Below are 14,984 nucleotides of genomic sequence, written 5' to 3'. Positions count from 1 at the left end.
ATCCCTGGGAAAACTATTTGATTAACATTATTTAATCAAAGCGTCCCATTTTGATTGATTTGTAGAGCAATTCAGAGGCGCGATCACGTAGTGCCACAGCGATGCCCGATCGCGATCGCCTTGGGGGGCAAAAACATAATCTTTACATATTACATTTTGACGTGCGGAAAGAGAACTAAAGCTGAAGCTATGGGTGGAAAACCACCTCCTCCTAAAGTGTAGAGTAGTTGGTGAGATGTTGAAGTTTGATTTTGAAACAGATTATAAAGTGGTTGAATAGCTTTTTTGTCTCCAATTGTACCTAGCGCAGAAGCTACCATCATTAGTACATCAGAATTTTCATGTTGCAAAACTTCTATCAAAGGTTCGACTGCTACTTTTCCTAAGTTTGTCAAAGTCCAAGAAGCTGATGATATTAATGAGTCAGATTCGTTCTCTTGAAGAATTTTTATCAAAGGCTGTATTGCAAGATCGCTTTTAAGTTTTCGTAATGCTTCAATAGCTGTAATTCGAGTATATTCATCTTGGTTTTTATCTTGCAATATTTCAATAATTGGTTTTACTGCTCTAGTATCTTTTAAATAACCTAAAGTTTCGATTGCCTGTGTTTTTAATATACGCTCATATTCATATATATTATGTATATTAAATTGTTCTATTTTAGAAATAGGTGCTTGGATAATTTCAATTAAAATGGGGATTACCCTAGGGTCTTTAAAAAGTATTAGCTCGTATTTAGACCATTGCCAATAATTTTGTAATTGATTTAACAATAAATTTTGAATATCTGAATTATATTTCCACCAAAGCTTAGTCGAGCTTAAAACATAGTTTGTTAGATCGCATTGTATATAATTATCTTCGCTAAAAATACCTGTTTCGTATCCTTCAGCCAAAGTCTGCATCATATTAGTTAAGCTGGTGTATTGATAAGAACTTGTTCCATCTTCCCAATCACCAGAACAATAAAAAATAACTCGTTTCGTATCTAAATAAAAATAACCTACACCTTCTGGTAAAGATTGAAAAATTTCTAATTCTTTTACTTGAGTTCTACTATATTTTTGAGATTTTTGGTAATTTATCACAACCTCTTTTAAAGAACAAAGACGATATTCGTAGTTGGCGGGAAAAATAAAGGCAGATTTATAGCCCTGTTTAAAATTATTTTCATTTATTTCTTGTCCATTACGCCAGCGATATAATTCTTGTAACTCTGGAGGTAATTGAAAGGGTAAATCTTTGGTAATATCCGCAATCTCAGTATCAGATAATCCTGGTTGTAACCAATTAGCTGCACCTGAGTTATTTTGTTCTAAATATTTAGTGATTCTATTTAAGGCTTCAGTGAGTTTTAACATAGGTTTTTGTAAATAAGAACTGTGTTATAATTACCTTATTTATATTAGTAGTTTTGCTAGTAATCCTACAATTATAATATGAGATCGCATTCATGATAAATATAAGACAGTAGATTATTTTAAATTCAAAAATCAGGTCAACCATAGAAATAATAATGAGATTTGCTAAAATATTTTTATCTTTATTGTGCGTAATTTGTTTATTAATTATTTTACCTGCATATATCTTTGATCGCTTAAGTAATTGGCAAGTTTATTTTTTAGCAATTAGTTATTTATTATTCTTTTTAGCTACCGTATGGCGTACTACTAAGTTGGGAAACCTTGCTAAAAGAAGTGAAGATAAACAAGTTAAAAGTAGATTGGGTCGCGCTGCTAGTTTTGTGGGTATATTTGGTTTAATTGGTGTTCATTGGTTGGCTATTTATGAATCTACTAACTTCTCAGATAATAATTTTTATGTGACTAATATAGTTTTTACTATTATTGGTACTACTTTGGTGTTCTCTGCTATTATTGTTAACCAAGTTGCCGTTAAAACTTTGGGTAAATTTTTTGACCGTTTAGTAATTAAAGACCAGCATCAATTGATTACATCAGGTATTTACAGTCAAATTAGACATCCTATTTATACAAGCTATTTATTATTATTTATTAGTTTCTGTACTTTATTACAAAGTTGGTTTAGTTTAGAATTTTTAGCCGTAGTTTGTTTTATCTGGTTTGGAAATAGAATTACAATTGAAGAAGAAATGTTAACTCAAGAATTTGGGGAGAATTATCAAACATATCAGCAAGAAACTAAAAGACTACTTCCTTTAATTTACTAGAATTTTTTGCTTCCCAATAATCAAACCCTGGAATTATTCTTTAAGTACGAGTCTTTTTGCAGACGCTCCAACTTCCATCCCACTCGATCGTGACCTAACTAAAATACGGATTTTTGTTGATTTATCGTTATTTTGTTTTCGGTAGTCTTATGGCGAGATGGGAGTAAGTAAACTAGCTTCAATAACCGCCAAAGATTAAAATCTCTGGCTAATAGTCTCAAGTCTTCTCAAGAAGACTCCCTTCAAAGTAATGACTCTTAGCCTATTTCAATAGACTTACTCTGTTAGCCTTAAACTTAAGTTTAAGGTGGTTGAGGAGCGAAATACAAGATGTTAATCAAACCTTGTCTGCATCTCATTCTGTTATCAGTTGACAGATGACATTTTTGTTTAACTTGTCACTAATGGGTAATAGCTGAGAGCGATCGCTTTACCTCCCAGTTTTTTGATATCATTAAAAATATTACTGTGAAATTTTTTGTTGCATTTTGATATGGGGTACGCCAGTTGATGAGGATGCAAACACTTCACCAATAGGCTCAAAGCCATACTTTTGATAAAACTGAACTTTTGCTACTCTAGCATTGAGAACTACAAGGCTTGCTCCTTGTTGGATTGCTACTTTAGTCAATTCTTTAAGTATCAGTTTTCCTAGTCCTTGTCTTTGGTGTTTTGGCTCAACAACCATCTGACAAATCTGAAATAAATCAGCACTTTTTCGATCTAAGCGACCATATGCCAGTACCTTATGTTCTGGATTAGCTGTAATAACAAGATGCAGATTTTGTTTTTCTTGAGGCTCAAATATTGATTCAAACTTAATACAGTGTTCTTGGTAAAACAGACGATATCGAAGTTGAGCAGCTTGTTGATATTCAGGACTGCCATACTCAACAAATTTTAATTGATAGTTTGTTGTTTCTAACATGAGGATTTGATCCTGTATCAATTAGAAGAAAGAATGCAACAGATAATTTGTAAGATGGGGCGATGCTCCTCCTATCCTTGATAATTGTATTTATCTGTCGCTAATATTTTTTGATTTAGGATCGGGCTTGCTTGAATGATTACACCCATCGCAACATAAGAAATACTAACCAAAAATTGCTTCAATCTCTTTTAATGAGCCGAAATTCTACTTTATTTTAGCAAAACTCCTATTTTCTAAGAAACAAAATACTCTAAGCTAGGAAAAGAATTAATCAGAATAATTATTAGTAGTGAGTGAAGATCGCATTTTCCTATCAGTTAATCATATAATCAAACGTTTTAATTTTAATTTCTGGACGATTGCCGTAATAGCGATCGCTTGTATTATTGCCACACCTATAATTTTTGTTTTTAGCAGTATTTTTGCTGATGCTGGAGATATTTGGCAACATCTTATCGATACTGTTTTAAAAGACTATATCATTAACTCTTGCTGGCTAATGCTAGGTGTAGGATTTGGGGTACTTCTCATTGGAGTAGGTACAGCTTGGCTCGTTACTATGTGTCAGTTTTGGGGGAGTCGCTGGTTGGAATGGTTGTTACTACTACCTTTGGCAGCCCCCGCTTATTTGTTGGCTTATGCTTATACAGATATGTTAGATTACTTTGGCCCAGTACAAACCTTTCTGCGTGGTGTTTTTGGCTGGACTACTATTCGTGATTATTGGTTTCCCAATGTGCGTTCGGTTTGGGGTGCAATTCTAATGTTAACCCTAGTGCTTTATCCTTACGTGTATCTATTAGCGCGGGTTGCTTTTTTAGAACAATCAGTATGTACTTTAGAAGCGAGTCGTTCATTGGGTTGTAACCCCTGGCGCAGCTTTTTGACAATTGCTTTACCCTTAGCTAGACCATCTATTATGGCAGGTTTAGCTTTGGCTTTAATGGAAACCCTTAATGATTTTGGCACAGTAGAGTATTTCGGTGTATCTACTTTTACTACGGGTATTTATCGTACCTGGTTGGGAATGGGAGAAAGGGCTGCTGCTGCTCAATTGGCTGCTTTATTAATGCTGTTTATTTTAGCGTTGATTGTTGTAGAGAGATTATCCCGTCAACAAGCAAAATATTACCAACTATCTGGTTCGGGAAAACAACTTCCTAAATATGAATTGGGTTTATTCAGGGGTATGGGAGCGGGAATTGCTTGTTTGCTACCCGTAGCATTGGGTTTTTTAGTTCCTGCATGGTATTTATTGAGAATGACCTGGCTCAATCTAGAGAATGCTTGGGATGATGATTTTTGGTCATTAACCAGTCATAGCTTTATTTTAGCGATCGCAACTGCTATAATAGCAATGATTATTTCTTTAGTAATGGCTTACGGACAACGCCTACAGCCTAATTGGGCAATGCGGAGTTCAGTGAGAATTGCAGCTATGGGTTATGCTATCCCAGGCTCGGTCATTGCTGTAGGTATTTTGATTCCTTTGGGAAGTTTTGATAATAGTTTAGACAGCTTTATGCGAGCAAATTTTGGCATTTCTACGGGTCTATTACTTTCTGGAACAGTTGCTAGTCTTATTTTTGCTTATTTAGTGCGTTTTCTAGCTGTAGCTTTTAGTTCCATAGAATCTAGCCTCAATAAAATTACTCCTAGTTTAGATGATGCTTCTCGCAGTTTGGGTTATGGTGCAACTACTACTCTAGTGAAAGTACACACTCCTTTAATGTCTGGAGGTTTATTAACCGCAGCCATGTTAGTCTTTGTGGATGTAATGAAAGAGTTACCTGCTACTTTGGTAATTCGTCCTTTCAATTTTGATACTCTTGCCATTAGAGTTTATCAATATGCTTCTGATGAGAGATTAATTGAAGCTTCCGCCCCAGCTTTAGCCATTGTGGTAGTGGGGATTATTCCTGTGATTTTGTTAACCTGGCGAATTACTCGTTCCCGTGTTGATTAATCATTATTTTATTTATTTTCGCTAAGCTGTATTTATCAGTAGCATTGCTACGAAAACATCAATTTCTAGTAAGTCAGCTCTCAGCAATGAAAAAGTTAGTCAAAGTATCAGCAGTATTAGGAATTATCTTAGGAACTCAATCAGCTATAGCAACTCCGTTTCAAGCCGAAGTAAGCCAAACAGAAGCATCAGAACAAACTCCTAACCAGATGATCGAACTTTTACAAGATTGGGGATTTGAGACTGTCGAGTGTCAAGGAGATGTGGTTAACATGAAGCATGATGTTACTGGTGAAATAGGCTGTGCTGTTCCCGATGGAGAAATACAAGCTGGTAACTTTATTTATAATTCTGCGGAAAATACCATTAGTCCCATGACTGCTGAACAAAGCAATCAATTGGAAGCTGAAGCTACACCGCAAAATCCACCAATAGATAATGCTGGTGCTGCTGAAACCGAAGAACAAAGTGCTACACCGCAAAATCCACCAATAGATAATGCTGGTGCTGCTGAAACCGAAGAACAAAGTGCTACACCACAAACCTCACCAATAGATAATGCTGGTGCTGCTGAAACGGAAGAGCAAAGTGCTACACCACAAACCTCACCAATAGATAATGCTGGTGCTGCTGAAACGGAAGAGCAAAATGCTACACCGCAAACCCCACTAATAGATAATTCTGTGGCTGCTGAAACCGAAGAGCAAAGTGCCAAAGCTCAAGAATTTGTTTTTGGTTTCGACAATGCCTATGATTATTCTGCTTGTTTAGATGTAATTCTACTGGCGTATGAAGGGCGTCAAAGCGCATTAGAACGTGTTTCTAAAAATCAATGTGCTAGGAATGTTTTAAGTACTTTTGGCACTAATCTCTCCAAAGATGCAGCTTTTCAGTTAGTAAAGTCGGCTAATGCTCATGCTACTGAAGTTTTAAGAAATCCTCTTTATCCTGTCTTTGGTATCAGAAGAAGAGTCGCAATTAATTTTGGATATGTTTACGATCTTGATGAAAATAATAGCGATATTTTAGAGCTTATTAATTCCTAGTTAAATTTCTAAATTGCCCTTTAATAATTGCGATCGCATAATAAGAAGTGGAAGCTTTACTTATTTCAGCTTTCAGCTAGTACTCAAAAACAAAATTTAAAACAGTTTTCAAAAATCTTGCTTAATAATAGCAGGACTTTCTTGAATTCCTCGATTAATAAATGGAGATAAGGATGATGATTCTATCTTTGATAAATTTTGACTACGATCTACTTCTAGATATTTATTATCAACTAAAGTATAAAAGCTGATTTGATTATTTTTCCAAATCCATAGCTCGGATACACCAATAATTTCATAACTAGCTTTCAGGTTTTCTACATTACCAGAAGTAAAGATAACTTCTACTACTAAATCTGGAATTGGCTTTCTTATCTGAAAACTATATGCAATATCTGGCTCTTTTCCTGTTTTTCCTGAAGCTTCTAATCTAGTTTATCTAAAAGGAAAATCTAAAATAGTAAATCTTTCACAATAAGCAATAATTAGTCGATTAATTACTTCAGCAATAATTTCATGATTTAGCCCTGGAGACACAATACTTATTTCCCCGTTAAAATAACTAACTCGGTAACCTGGGTATTCTTCTGAATTAAATTTTTCGTAATCTGACCAACTTGCTCCTGTGATAGTTAATATCTGGTCACTTTGAATAAACTTTTTATTATCTAGCGGTAAATTTTTGGTAATTAACATTTTTAGTTAATCTCATTTTTGGTTTTGTGTCGTAATTACTATTGATTAATTTTAAAGTCTCAATCTCTAAAATTATTGAATCTTTCTTTTGTTGAGGCTTACTTAATAATTACAATAATCCCAGCATGAAAAATATAATGTAATCTCATTATCTCTCAAAAGTTTCATCGATCGAGGCATAAATTTAAGATTATATTGCCAATCATACCCATAAAGTATCCAGATACTTAATACTTATATCATTCCTTTGAAAGAATTTTTTAATAGATAGTCAGTGGCGTTACGACAGAATTTTCTTCTCCAACCAGATACCTACGATCAAAATTTACTAAGATATAAAGTATGTCTCGATCAGTGGGTAAAAAATGACTCCGAATCCCCAAATTGTAAAATCTATTAAACAGCTTGATTATCGTGTTACTGTAGGTGAGGTATCAGCGATCGCTGGTTTAGAAATTAATATTGCGCAACAGGGTTTATTGGCTTTAGCAGCAGATGCAGGGGGACATTTACAGGTTGCAGAGTCAGGAGATGTGGTTTATCTGTTCCCTAAGAATTTCCTCGGCATTTTACGCAACAAGTATTGGCAATTGCGCTGGCAAGAATGGTGGGGTAAAGTTTGGAAAGTTCTATTTTATTTAATTCGGGTTTCTTTTGGGATTGTTTTAATTGCTTCAATTATCTTGATGTTATTAGCGATCGCTGCTATCGTAATTGCAATTAGCTCTAGTGGTCGAGATGATGACGATCGAGGTGGTAGTTTCGGTGGTGGCGGGATGATATTTTTACCTCGCTTTTGGATCGGCCCTGATTTCTTTTGGTGGTTTTATCCAGATTATAATTCTCGTCGTCGTCAGCGCAGGAAAACAACCACTGATGATAACCAAATGAATTTTTTAGAGGCGGTTTACTCGTTTCTTTTTGGGGATGGTAACCCTAATGCAGATTTAGAGGAAACTCGCTATGCCACTATCGGACAAGCAATTCAGAATAATGATGGGGCGGTAGTAGCAGAACAAATTGCGCCTTATGTAGATCGAACTGATGCTGATGAGGACTATATGATTCCAGTGTTGGCTCGTTTCAATGGTTATCCTGAAGTATCCCCTGAAGGCGAAATTATCTATTACTTTCCTGAATTGCAGGTAATGGCAAATCGTCGGCAAAAACGTGCTTTACCCAACTACTTACAAGAGCAATTATGGCGTTTTACCCAAGCTAATAGTAGTCAAAAAATGTTAGCTATTGGTTTGGGGGGAGTAAACCTGATATTGGCGTTGGTTTTAGGCTCTTTGTTACAAGACCCTTCTATAGCTGTTCAATTAGGCGGTTTGGTAGCTTTTGTTAACTCTATTTATGGTGTTCTGGTTGGTTATGGCATAGCATTTTTAGCCATTCCCTTAATTCGTTACTTCTGGATACAAGGGCGCAATCAAAAGATTAGCACTCGCAATCAAGCCCGTGAATCAAGAGCTAATATACTCCAGCAAGCATCTGATTCTCTAAAACAAAAACTACTATTTGCCCAACAATTTGCTCAACAAAAAGTTATTAGCGATCGCGATCTAGCATACACTACGGAAGACGATCTTTTAGATCAAAATCTGCAAAATGCCGATAAAATTGATGCTCAGTGGCAACAAAGATTAGAGTCTAATTCTTCAGATTAATAAAGTAGGGCGGGGCATCGCCCCACCTTACCCATTGCTTTATTTCGTTAAATTATTTGATACAACTATTTAAGCAACTATGAGTCAAATTAAACAAGTCTTAGGTAAAGGTGTTCCCGTAGTAGGAAATGACATCGACACAGATCGCATTATCCCCGCAAGATTTTTACGCTGTGTCACCTTTGATGGTTTAGGAGAACAAGCTTTTGTAGACGACCGCGCCCAAAGTAATGGGAAACATCCTTTCGATCGACCTCAATACCAAGATGCCAATATCCTAGTAGTTAATGGGAACTTTGGCTGTGGTTCATCTAGAGAACACGCCCCTCAATCTTTATCTCGTTGGGGTATTAAAGGTATTATTGGGGAAAGTTTTGCGGAGATTTTCTTTGGTAACTGCATTGCTATTGGTTTACCCTGTGTTACTTTAGATCGAGCATCAGTACAACAGATACAAAAAGCCATCCAAGACCATCCCAATATCTCTGTGACAATAGACTTAGAAAAGATGCAAGTTACCTGTGGGGATGCTGTCTTTAAACCTTCTCTCAGCGAAAGTGCAAAACAAATGTTTTTACGGGGAACATGGGATAATTGCGGTCAATTAAACCAAAATGTAGCTGCTATTCAAGAAACTGCTTCTAAGTTACCCTATATTGCTTGGAATGCTTCTTGAAAAAAACGAAGAAGGAAGAATCATTATCTATTGCTTGTTACAAGCAACGACCAATAACAAATAACAAATGATTTAATCTTTAGTGTAAGTACTTAGTTAATCAAACAAAAATTAAAATTATGGCTGATGTAATTACTCCTGCTATTAGCGATCGCATTTGTCAACACATGAATGAAGATCACGGTGAGGCGATCGTTTTATACGCAAAGGCTTTTGGGAACTCTCCTGATGCTGAAAGTGCTAAAATGCTAGCGATTGACCCTCAAGGAATGGATTTAACTGCTCAAATAGCAGGTCAAGAAACTCCAATTAGAATCGAATTCGATCATACTTTACAAGATTCTGAAGATGCTCACCAAACATTAATTACAATGGTAAAACAAGCTAGACAAAGTAAAGTTTAATTCATTCATCACATTGAATATTTAACGTTTATCAAGATTCAAACTAGCAAATAAAAGAAAAATGTTTGTTAGTTAATATGGTTAATTAAAGAATCTGGCTATTATCTATTGTAAAAATAGGTATTTATTCCAGGTTCTTTTTTTGTGAGTCAAATAGGCATTGCCTCATGGTGGTATGAAAAGCGCAAAATTTTACTTTTTCATTAATATTCAAGAGGCTTAGAGCTTAGAGCTTTAAGCTACGAACAGTATTACTATCGGTTTCATACCTGTCTTGAACGAGTTGCTCATTGAGGGAAACCCAAGGGGCTGATTCTGTCGTTTCACGGCAGAACTTGTAAGCCCCGCCCAAGACCCCTTTAGGACTCGGCTTCGCCGTCGCGCACTCGTTCGCTAAATCAGCAACGCCCTTTGCGAGTCAAATACATTAAATTTATTAAGATAACTAAAAAAAAGTAAGTAAGTATAAACTTTTAGAATTTAATACCAGAAAAATTTATCAATATATAAAGAGATTTTAAGTTAGTTTAAAATACGGTTTAATTCCAATAAAAGGTTGGCTTTAATTCAGTAGTCTATCATTGAAAAGCTTTCAACTTAGGAGTAGCTTTATGGAAGAACCTTCGAGAAGTAGCGATTTGCTCAAAGAATTTACCAAAGAGCGTTCTATTCGTCGTATTTTGAGAGTTTTAAAGGCAAAGCGATCGCGAATTAACGAAGAGCTTAATCAGTTAGTTACTCACCTTGGTTTATTAGTGCCTTTAAAACACAACAAAGATGATAATGATATTTTATTGGAGGCTTTAAGCAGGCTGGATAGTGATGGCTTTACCGAGTTGTTAGAGCAAATCATTAAAGATTCTAAGCCATAAAACAATGATGTATATCATTTCTTTGTATTGACTAACGCTCAAAGATAGCCCCGTTCTCTATTAAGGCGAAGTAATCTCTAACTTTCAAGATAATTAATCCTTTAATCTATTAATGCCATTCCTAAATCCTTATTAATTTCAACAGCATAAATTACTCTAGGATGATTGATAATTTCTGTCCATCCTTCATAACAACGAGCTTCACCGAAAGAAAAAAGAGTATCTTCCCAGTAAATATCATCGATTAGAAATACAGAACCAGGTTTTAAAACTGGTAAAAGAGTGTTAAAGTCTCTAATATAATTTTCTTTTCTGTGTCCAGCATCGTGGAAAATAAAGTCGATTTTAGCTACAGATTTAACCAATTCTGGTAATAAGTCTTGGGTCATTCCTAAATGGCAATTAATGCGATCGCCATATTTTTCCTGGAGAATTTTAGAGGATAGATTATATTGTAATTCGCCACCTTCAACAGTAATTAATTGTCCTAAATCTCCTATGGATTTGAGTGCTTCCATAATAAACAAAGCAGACATTCCATAGGCTGTTCCTAATTCTAAACATTGCTGAGGGAGCATAATACGAATGGCTGTGTTCAGAATTCTTCCTTTTTCCCCAAAAGATGAGGAATTTTGAAAATGGGTATGAACATCTCCTACCCAATTTGATTCTTGATAAGTTTTTGAAGTGCTACGAAAAGAATCAGCAATTAAAGCAATCTCTTTAGCAGTGTTAATTTCAATGGGAAGAACATTCTGTCTTAAGACATTAATTAAGGTCAAGAATTGTTTCAGATAAATTTTATCTATACTTTTCTTGAGAGAACCTGTTTTTTTGATCGTTTTAACTTGTAGTCGTTTAGTTTCAATACAACTTCTTAATACTTCCACATAAGCGGAAGGAAAACCCACTTGTTGATGGTGATTATTTTCAAGCTCTTTTAAAGCCTGTGACATCACAATGTCTGTATTCCTTTTATCTCTCAAATAGCGATTATATAAAGTTTCAAAACTTTGATCTAAAGCATTTTTAATGGATATTTTCATAAAGTTAAGCGAGAAAGTTAAAGAGTGGCGTAATTAATTTGCTGAAATACTTCTCAAATATAAATAAATTATAAATTTGATTCGTAAAAATACTGATAAATTTGCAAATACCAACTAAATAGGCGTTGCTAATTTGGTTGACGACGTACAAAATAATACTTTTGTAGCTACCAGCTATGAGCTTCTTCAGTAGTTTTTGTTATTAGATAAAAAGCCAAATGATAGTGGAGTAATAAGTGTTCGCTAAGTATTCACCAATGCTACTAAATAAGACTACAATTAAACTACTTTAAAGTTAGTTACTAACCGACAAAAGTTTTCCTACAGTGCGATTTTCTTCGGTAAAAGTAGTTTGAGCAATTCTCTGAATATCTTCAGGAGTGACAGCAATGATAGCCTGTAAATCATCGAATAGTTTACGCCATGTTCCTGTTTTAGCTTCGTATTCTGCTAAAAGTCTTGCCATACCCATATTAGAGTTTAGACTACGTAATAAACCTGCTTTGAGTTGAGTTTTGACACGATTTAACTCTGCTTCTGTTACAGGTTGCGTTTTTAAAAGGTTGATTTGCTCTTTTAAAGCTGCTGCTAATTCATCTACATTATGACCTGGTGCAGTCATGGCATAAAATAACATCAGGTTGGGATACTTATCCCCAGGAAAACCGCTAAAACCTTGAGCAGATAAAGCAATTTGCTGATTTTCTACTAAAGATTGGTATAAACGAGATGTTCTTCCACTACTGAGAAGACTAGATATTACTTCATAAATTGGATAGTCAGGATTACCGATCCCAGAAATGTGATAACCTTCGAGATACCAGGGTTGAGTCGGTAATTCAACCGTGAATTCTTTAGTTTCTTGTTGTGGTGGTTCAATCGCTGTTACAGTAGGTGGTTCTGGTTGTTTGGGAAAACGCCCAAAATAGGTTTTAGCTAGTTTTTTGACTTGATTGGGCTGAACATCTCCTGCAACTACTAATGTGAGATTGTTAGGAGTATAGTATTTGTTGAAAAAGTCTCTAACGTTCTTTCTCGTGAGATTGCGAATATCTTCGTTGAAACCAATAGTGGGGCGTTTGTAAGGATGTACGCTAAAAGCAGTACCTAAAAATTGTTCGATAGTTTTGCCTAAAGGAGAATTATCAGTACGCAAGCGTCTTTCTTCTAAAATTACCTGTTTTTCTTTATAAAATTCGCGGAATACTGGCTCAAGAAATCTCTCCGACTCTAAAGACATCCAAAGCTCTAATTTATTAGCAGGAAAGCTATAAAAGTAGCTGGTATAGTCAGCAGAGGTAGCAGCATTTAAACCAACTCCTCCAGCAGTATCAACAATTTGTCCATACTCATTTTGTTCGACGAAACTATTGGCTACAGATTGAAGGCGAGCAAATTTTGGGGTTAATTGCTGTAATTTTGCCCGATCGCCTGTATCGTTAGCTGTTTTTATTTCAGTAAAAACGCGGTCTAAACGGTCTAAAAATCGCCTTTCTGCCCGATAATCTTTAGTTCCGATTTCTTTAGTTCCTTTAAAAGCTAAATGCTCTAAAAAATGAGCTACTCCTGTCTGTCCATCTGGTTCATCTACTCCACCAACATCCGCATAGGTAACAAAAGAAACTACTGGCGCATCATGGTTTTCTAAAACGATGAATTTCATCTCATTCGCCAAACGAAATCCCGTAATGCGATCGCTAAAACTATCTAAGTAAGGTTGAATAGAAGATTCTTCTGGGCTGGGAGAAACATCCGCCACAACTGGTTTAACAACCCAATTGCAGCCAATTACAATCCCAAAAGCGATCGCTAATAAGGGAAGAAACAAACTAAAAATTGATTTTTGTCGCCAATTCAACATATTCTAAAAAAATGTCAGATTTAGGTCACAATCTATGAAGGATCGCAGTTTAATAGGGTCTAATTGTTAGAAAATTAGAATACTAGCTATTAATTAACCCTAGTCTACAGCTATACAATCATTGTTCTGATTTCATTACTAAATATTATGCAAGTTTTTCATCGGCGTAGTCTTACAAAATCTTCCTCCAACACTTCTCCAGAAGAAGACACTAAAAAACGTATTTTACAGGCTGCACTGAAGTTATTTGCACGTAAAGGTTATGATGGCACAACTACTAGAGATTTAGCCAAGCTTGCCAAAGTAGCAGAAGGAACATTATTCAGGCATTTCGCTAATAAAAAAGCAATTCTGATTGAAATTGCTACTAATGGATGGATTGAAATTTTAACAGATTTATTGACAGAATTGAGCGAAATGGGTAATTATCGGGCTATATCTCAAGTAATGCGCCGTAGGATGCTCAGTATGCACGCCAACGCCGATTTATTAAGAGTTTGCTTTATCGAAGCTCAATATCACCCAGAATTGCGAGAAAGCATCCAATCTGAAGTAATAGCTAAAATGACTGATGTAGCAGAAGCTTTCTTTGAAACAGCAATGGAAAAAGGCATATATCGTCGAACAAACCCCAAAATTGTGGCTCAAGTATTCTTAGGTATGTTTGCGATCGCAGGGTTTTCCGAAGAAACCATTATCAATCCTCAAGCTTCCCCCCAAGCGATGCAAGAAATGGCAGAAGGTATTGCAGATATCTTCTTAAATGGTGTTTTAGCTGATAAGAATTAGTGGTTAGTGGCTGGTGGCTGGTGGCTGGTGGTTAGTGGTTCGTTGTTAGTGGTTGGTAGGAACGTGGTTGCTACTTTTGACTTCTGACTTCTGACTTCTGACTTCTGACTTCTGACTTCATCCCTCATCCTCGCTCCATTTTTCCCAAAGGTCGGGACGGCGATCGCTAGTTCGTTTAATTTGTTCTGCTCTACGCCATTGCTCGATTAACTTATGATTTCCCGATCTGAGGACTTCTGGCACTTCCCAACCCCGAAAATTAGCAGGTCTGGTATATTGGGGATAATCCAACAAATCGGTTTCAAAACTCTCTGTTTTTAAAGAATCTACCTTACCTACTGTTCCTGGTAACAAACGCACTACCCCATTGATAATGGTCAGAGCAGGAATCTCACCACAGGTTAAGACAAAATCTCCTAAAGAAACCTCTCTAGTTACCAAATGTTGTCTAATTCTTTCGTCTACTCCTTCATAATGTCCGCAGATAATCACCAACTGATCGTAATTAGTTGCTAAATCTTTAAATACAGACTGTTTCAAAGTTTGTCCTTGAGGCGTAACCAAAATAATTTCTCTACGGGGTAACATTGGCAGAGACTCCACCGCAGCAAAAATAGGCTCTGGCTTAAGTAGCATTCCCACACCACCACCATAAGTTATATCATCAACTTTACGGTGCTTATCAGTAGTAAAGTTCCGAGGATTGACCAAATTCACTGTTGCTATTTCTTTAGCAAGAGCTTTTCCAATCAAACTCGAACTTAAAGGAGAATCGAAAAAATCAGGAAATAAAGTGATGATGTCAAAATGCACTTGGCGAATTCAAAATGTAGGAT

At 35.9% G+C, this 14,984-nt stretch carries 15 protein-coding genes; 8 read left to right on the top strand and 7 right to left on the bottom strand.

The annotated features are described in order from the left end of the window. Positions 1-149: 149 nt before the first annotated feature. A complete protein-coding gene (locus H1P_RS13055; RefSeq protein ID WP_144867757.1) occupies positions 150-1,361 on the bottom strand; it encodes a HEAT repeat domain-containing protein in 1,212 nt (403 codons plus the stop codon). Positions 1,362-1,516: 155 nt separating this feature from the next. Between H1P_RS13055 and H1P_RS13050 the strand changes: the two genes are divergently transcribed. Then, positions 1,517-2,191 carry a methyltransferase family protein gene (locus tag H1P_RS13050; protein ID WP_144867755.1) on the top strand — a complete coding sequence of 225 codons (675 nt, stop codon included), beginning with the start codon at positions 1,517-1,519 and terminating at the stop codon, positions 2,189-2,191. Between the two features lie 463 nt (positions 2,192-2,654). Here H1P_RS13050 and H1P_RS13045 read toward each other — a convergent pair whose 3' ends face one another. Further along, on the bottom strand, positions 2,655-3,119 hold the full coding sequence (locus H1P_RS13045; RefSeq protein WP_144867753.1) for a GNAT family N-acetyltransferase: 465 nt from the start codon (positions 3,117-3,119) through the stop codon (positions 2,655-2,657). A gap of 292 nt (positions 3,120-3,411) precedes the next feature. Between H1P_RS13045 and H1P_RS13040 the strand changes: the two genes are divergently transcribed. Together H1P_RS13040 and H1P_RS13035 are read left to right on the top strand one after the other, a co-directional pair. After that, the gene (locus H1P_RS13040) at positions 3,412-5,088 is read left to right on the top strand and encodes an ABC transporter permease (protein WP_144867751.1); all 1,677 of its coding nucleotides are present in this window, start codon (positions 3,412-3,414) and stop codon (positions 5,086-5,088) included. Between the two features lie 86 nt (positions 5,089-5,174). Beyond that, positions 5,175-6,134 (top strand): hypothetical protein, encoded by a 960-nt coding sequence (locus tag H1P_RS13035; protein ID WP_144867749.1) that lies wholly within the window; start codon positions 5,175-5,177, stop codon positions 6,132-6,134. 108 nt (positions 6,135-6,242) lie between these two features. Here the strand turns inward: H1P_RS13035 and H1P_RS39370 are convergent, their stop codons facing one another. Together H1P_RS39370 and H1P_RS37435 are read right to left on the bottom strand one after the other, a co-directional pair. Then, entirely contained in the window at positions 6,243-6,497 is a 255-nt protein-coding gene (locus H1P_RS39370) for a Uma2 family endonuclease (protein ID WP_425461533.1), read from the bottom strand. 72 nt (positions 6,498-6,569) lie between these two features. Then, positions 6,570-6,830: a PDDEXK family nuclease gene (locus H1P_RS37435; RefSeq protein ID WP_222427044.1), complete on the bottom strand. Its 261-nt coding sequence runs from the start codon at positions 6,828-6,830 to the stop codon at positions 6,570-6,572. 365 nt (positions 6,831-7,195) lie between these two features. Here H1P_RS37435 and H1P_RS13025 point away from each other — a divergent pair, with 365 nt between their 5' ends. The 4 genes from H1P_RS13025 to H1P_RS13010 all read left to right on the top strand — a co-directional run bounded on the left by H1P_RS13025 (position 7,196) and on the right by H1P_RS13010 (position 10,452). After that, positions 7,196-8,500 (top strand): hypothetical protein, encoded by a 1,305-nt coding sequence (locus tag H1P_RS13025; RefSeq protein WP_144867747.1) that lies wholly within the window; start codon positions 7,196-7,198, stop codon positions 8,498-8,500. Between the two features lie 79 nt (positions 8,501-8,579). Next, positions 8,580-9,176, top strand: coding sequence for a 3-isopropylmalate dehydratase small subunit (gene leuD / locus H1P_RS13020; protein WP_144867745.1), 597 nt, complete (start codon positions 8,580-8,582; stop codon positions 9,174-9,176). A gap of 119 nt (positions 9,177-9,295) precedes the next feature. Further along, positions 9,296-9,580: a DUF2470 domain-containing protein gene (locus tag H1P_RS13015; protein WP_144867743.1), complete on the top strand. Its 285-nt coding sequence runs from the start codon at positions 9,296-9,298 to the stop codon at positions 9,578-9,580. A gap of 611 nt (positions 9,581-10,191) precedes the next feature. After that, complete coding sequence (locus H1P_RS13010) at positions 10,192-10,452, top strand: hypothetical protein (RefSeq protein ID WP_144867740.1); 261 nt, start codon at positions 10,192-10,194, stop codon at positions 10,450-10,452. A 101-nt stretch (positions 10,453-10,553) separates the two neighbouring features. Here H1P_RS13010 and H1P_RS13005 read toward each other — a convergent pair whose 3' ends face one another. Together H1P_RS13005 and H1P_RS13000 are read right to left on the bottom strand one after the other, a co-directional pair. After that, complete coding sequence (locus H1P_RS13005) at positions 10,554-11,498, bottom strand: O-methyltransferase (RefSeq protein ID WP_144867738.1); 945 nt, start codon at positions 11,496-11,498, stop codon at positions 10,554-10,556. A 295-nt stretch (positions 11,499-11,793) separates the two neighbouring features. Beyond that, complete coding sequence (locus H1P_RS13000) at positions 11,794-13,359, bottom strand: M16 family metallopeptidase (protein ID WP_144867736.1); 1,566 nt, start codon at positions 13,357-13,359, stop codon at positions 11,794-11,796. Positions 13,360-13,506: 147 nt separating this feature from the next. On the opposite strand from H1P_RS13000, the gene H1P_RS12995 reads away from it, so the two are divergent. Further along, complete coding sequence (locus H1P_RS12995; RefSeq protein ID WP_144867734.1) at positions 13,507-14,148, top strand: TetR/AcrR family transcriptional regulator; 642 nt, start codon at positions 13,507-13,509, stop codon at positions 14,146-14,148. Between the two features lie 117 nt (positions 14,149-14,265). Here the strand turns inward: H1P_RS12995 and trmD are convergent, their stop codons facing one another. Further along, on the bottom strand, positions 14,266-14,961 hold the full coding sequence (gene trmD / locus H1P_RS12990; RefSeq protein ID WP_144867732.1) for a tRNA (guanosine(37)-N1)-methyltransferase TrmD: 696 nt from the start codon (positions 14,959-14,961) through the stop codon (positions 14,266-14,268). Positions 14,962-14,984: the final 23 nt, after the last annotated feature.

Origin of the sequence: Hyella patelloides LEGE 07179 (assembly GCF_900659865.1) — a bacterium.
Taxonomy (GTDB): Bacteria; Cyanobacteriota; Cyanobacteriia; order Cyanobacteriales; family Xenococcaceae; genus Hyella; species Hyella patelloides.
This window is presented reverse-complemented; position numbering and strand designations above follow the sequence as displayed.

Excerpts from the sequence above, each read along its gene's own strand:
- H1P_RS13010 (WP_144867740.1), top strand. The coding sequence starts at position 10,192 with ATGGAAGAACCTTCGAGAAGTAGCGATTTGCTCAAAGAATTTACCAAA.
- H1P_RS12995 (WP_144867734.1), top strand. The coding sequence starts at position 13,507 with ATGCAAGTTTTTCATCGGCGTAGTCTTACAAAATCTTCCTCCAACACT.
- H1P_RS13050 (WP_144867755.1), top strand. The coding sequence starts at position 1,517 with ATGAGATTTGCTAAAATATTTTTATCTTTATTGTGCGTAATTTGTTTA.
- H1P_RS13055 (WP_144867757.1), bottom strand. The coding sequence starts at position 1,361 with ATGTTAAAACTCACTGAAGCCTTAAATAGAATCACTAAATATTTAGAA.
- H1P_RS13035 (WP_144867749.1), top strand. The coding sequence starts at position 5,175 with ATGAAAAAGTTAGTCAAAGTATCAGCAGTATTAGGAATTATCTTAGGA.
- H1P_RS13005 (WP_144867738.1), bottom strand. The coding sequence starts at position 11,498 with ATGAAAATATCCATTAAAAATGCTTTAGATCAAAGTTTTGAAACTTTA.
- H1P_RS13000 (WP_144867736.1), bottom strand. The coding sequence starts at position 13,359 with ATGTTGAATTGGCGACAAAAATCAATTTTTAGTTTGTTTCTTCCCTTA.
- H1P_RS37435 (WP_222427044.1), bottom strand. The coding sequence starts at position 6,830 with ATGTTAATTACCAAAAATTTACCGCTAGATAATAAAAAGTTTATTCAA.
- H1P_RS13045 (WP_144867753.1), bottom strand. The coding sequence starts at position 3,119 with ATGTTAGAAACAACAAACTATCAATTAAAATTTGTTGAGTATGGCAGT.
- H1P_RS13015 (WP_144867743.1), top strand. The coding sequence starts at position 9,296 with ATGGCTGATGTAATTACTCCTGCTATTAGCGATCGCATTTGTCAACAC.
- leuD (WP_144867745.1), top strand. The coding sequence starts at position 8,580 with ATGAGTCAAATTAAACAAGTCTTAGGTAAAGGTGTTCCCGTAGTAGGA.
- H1P_RS13025 (WP_144867747.1), top strand. The coding sequence starts at position 7,196 with ATGACTCCGAATCCCCAAATTGTAAAATCTATTAAACAGCTTGATTAT.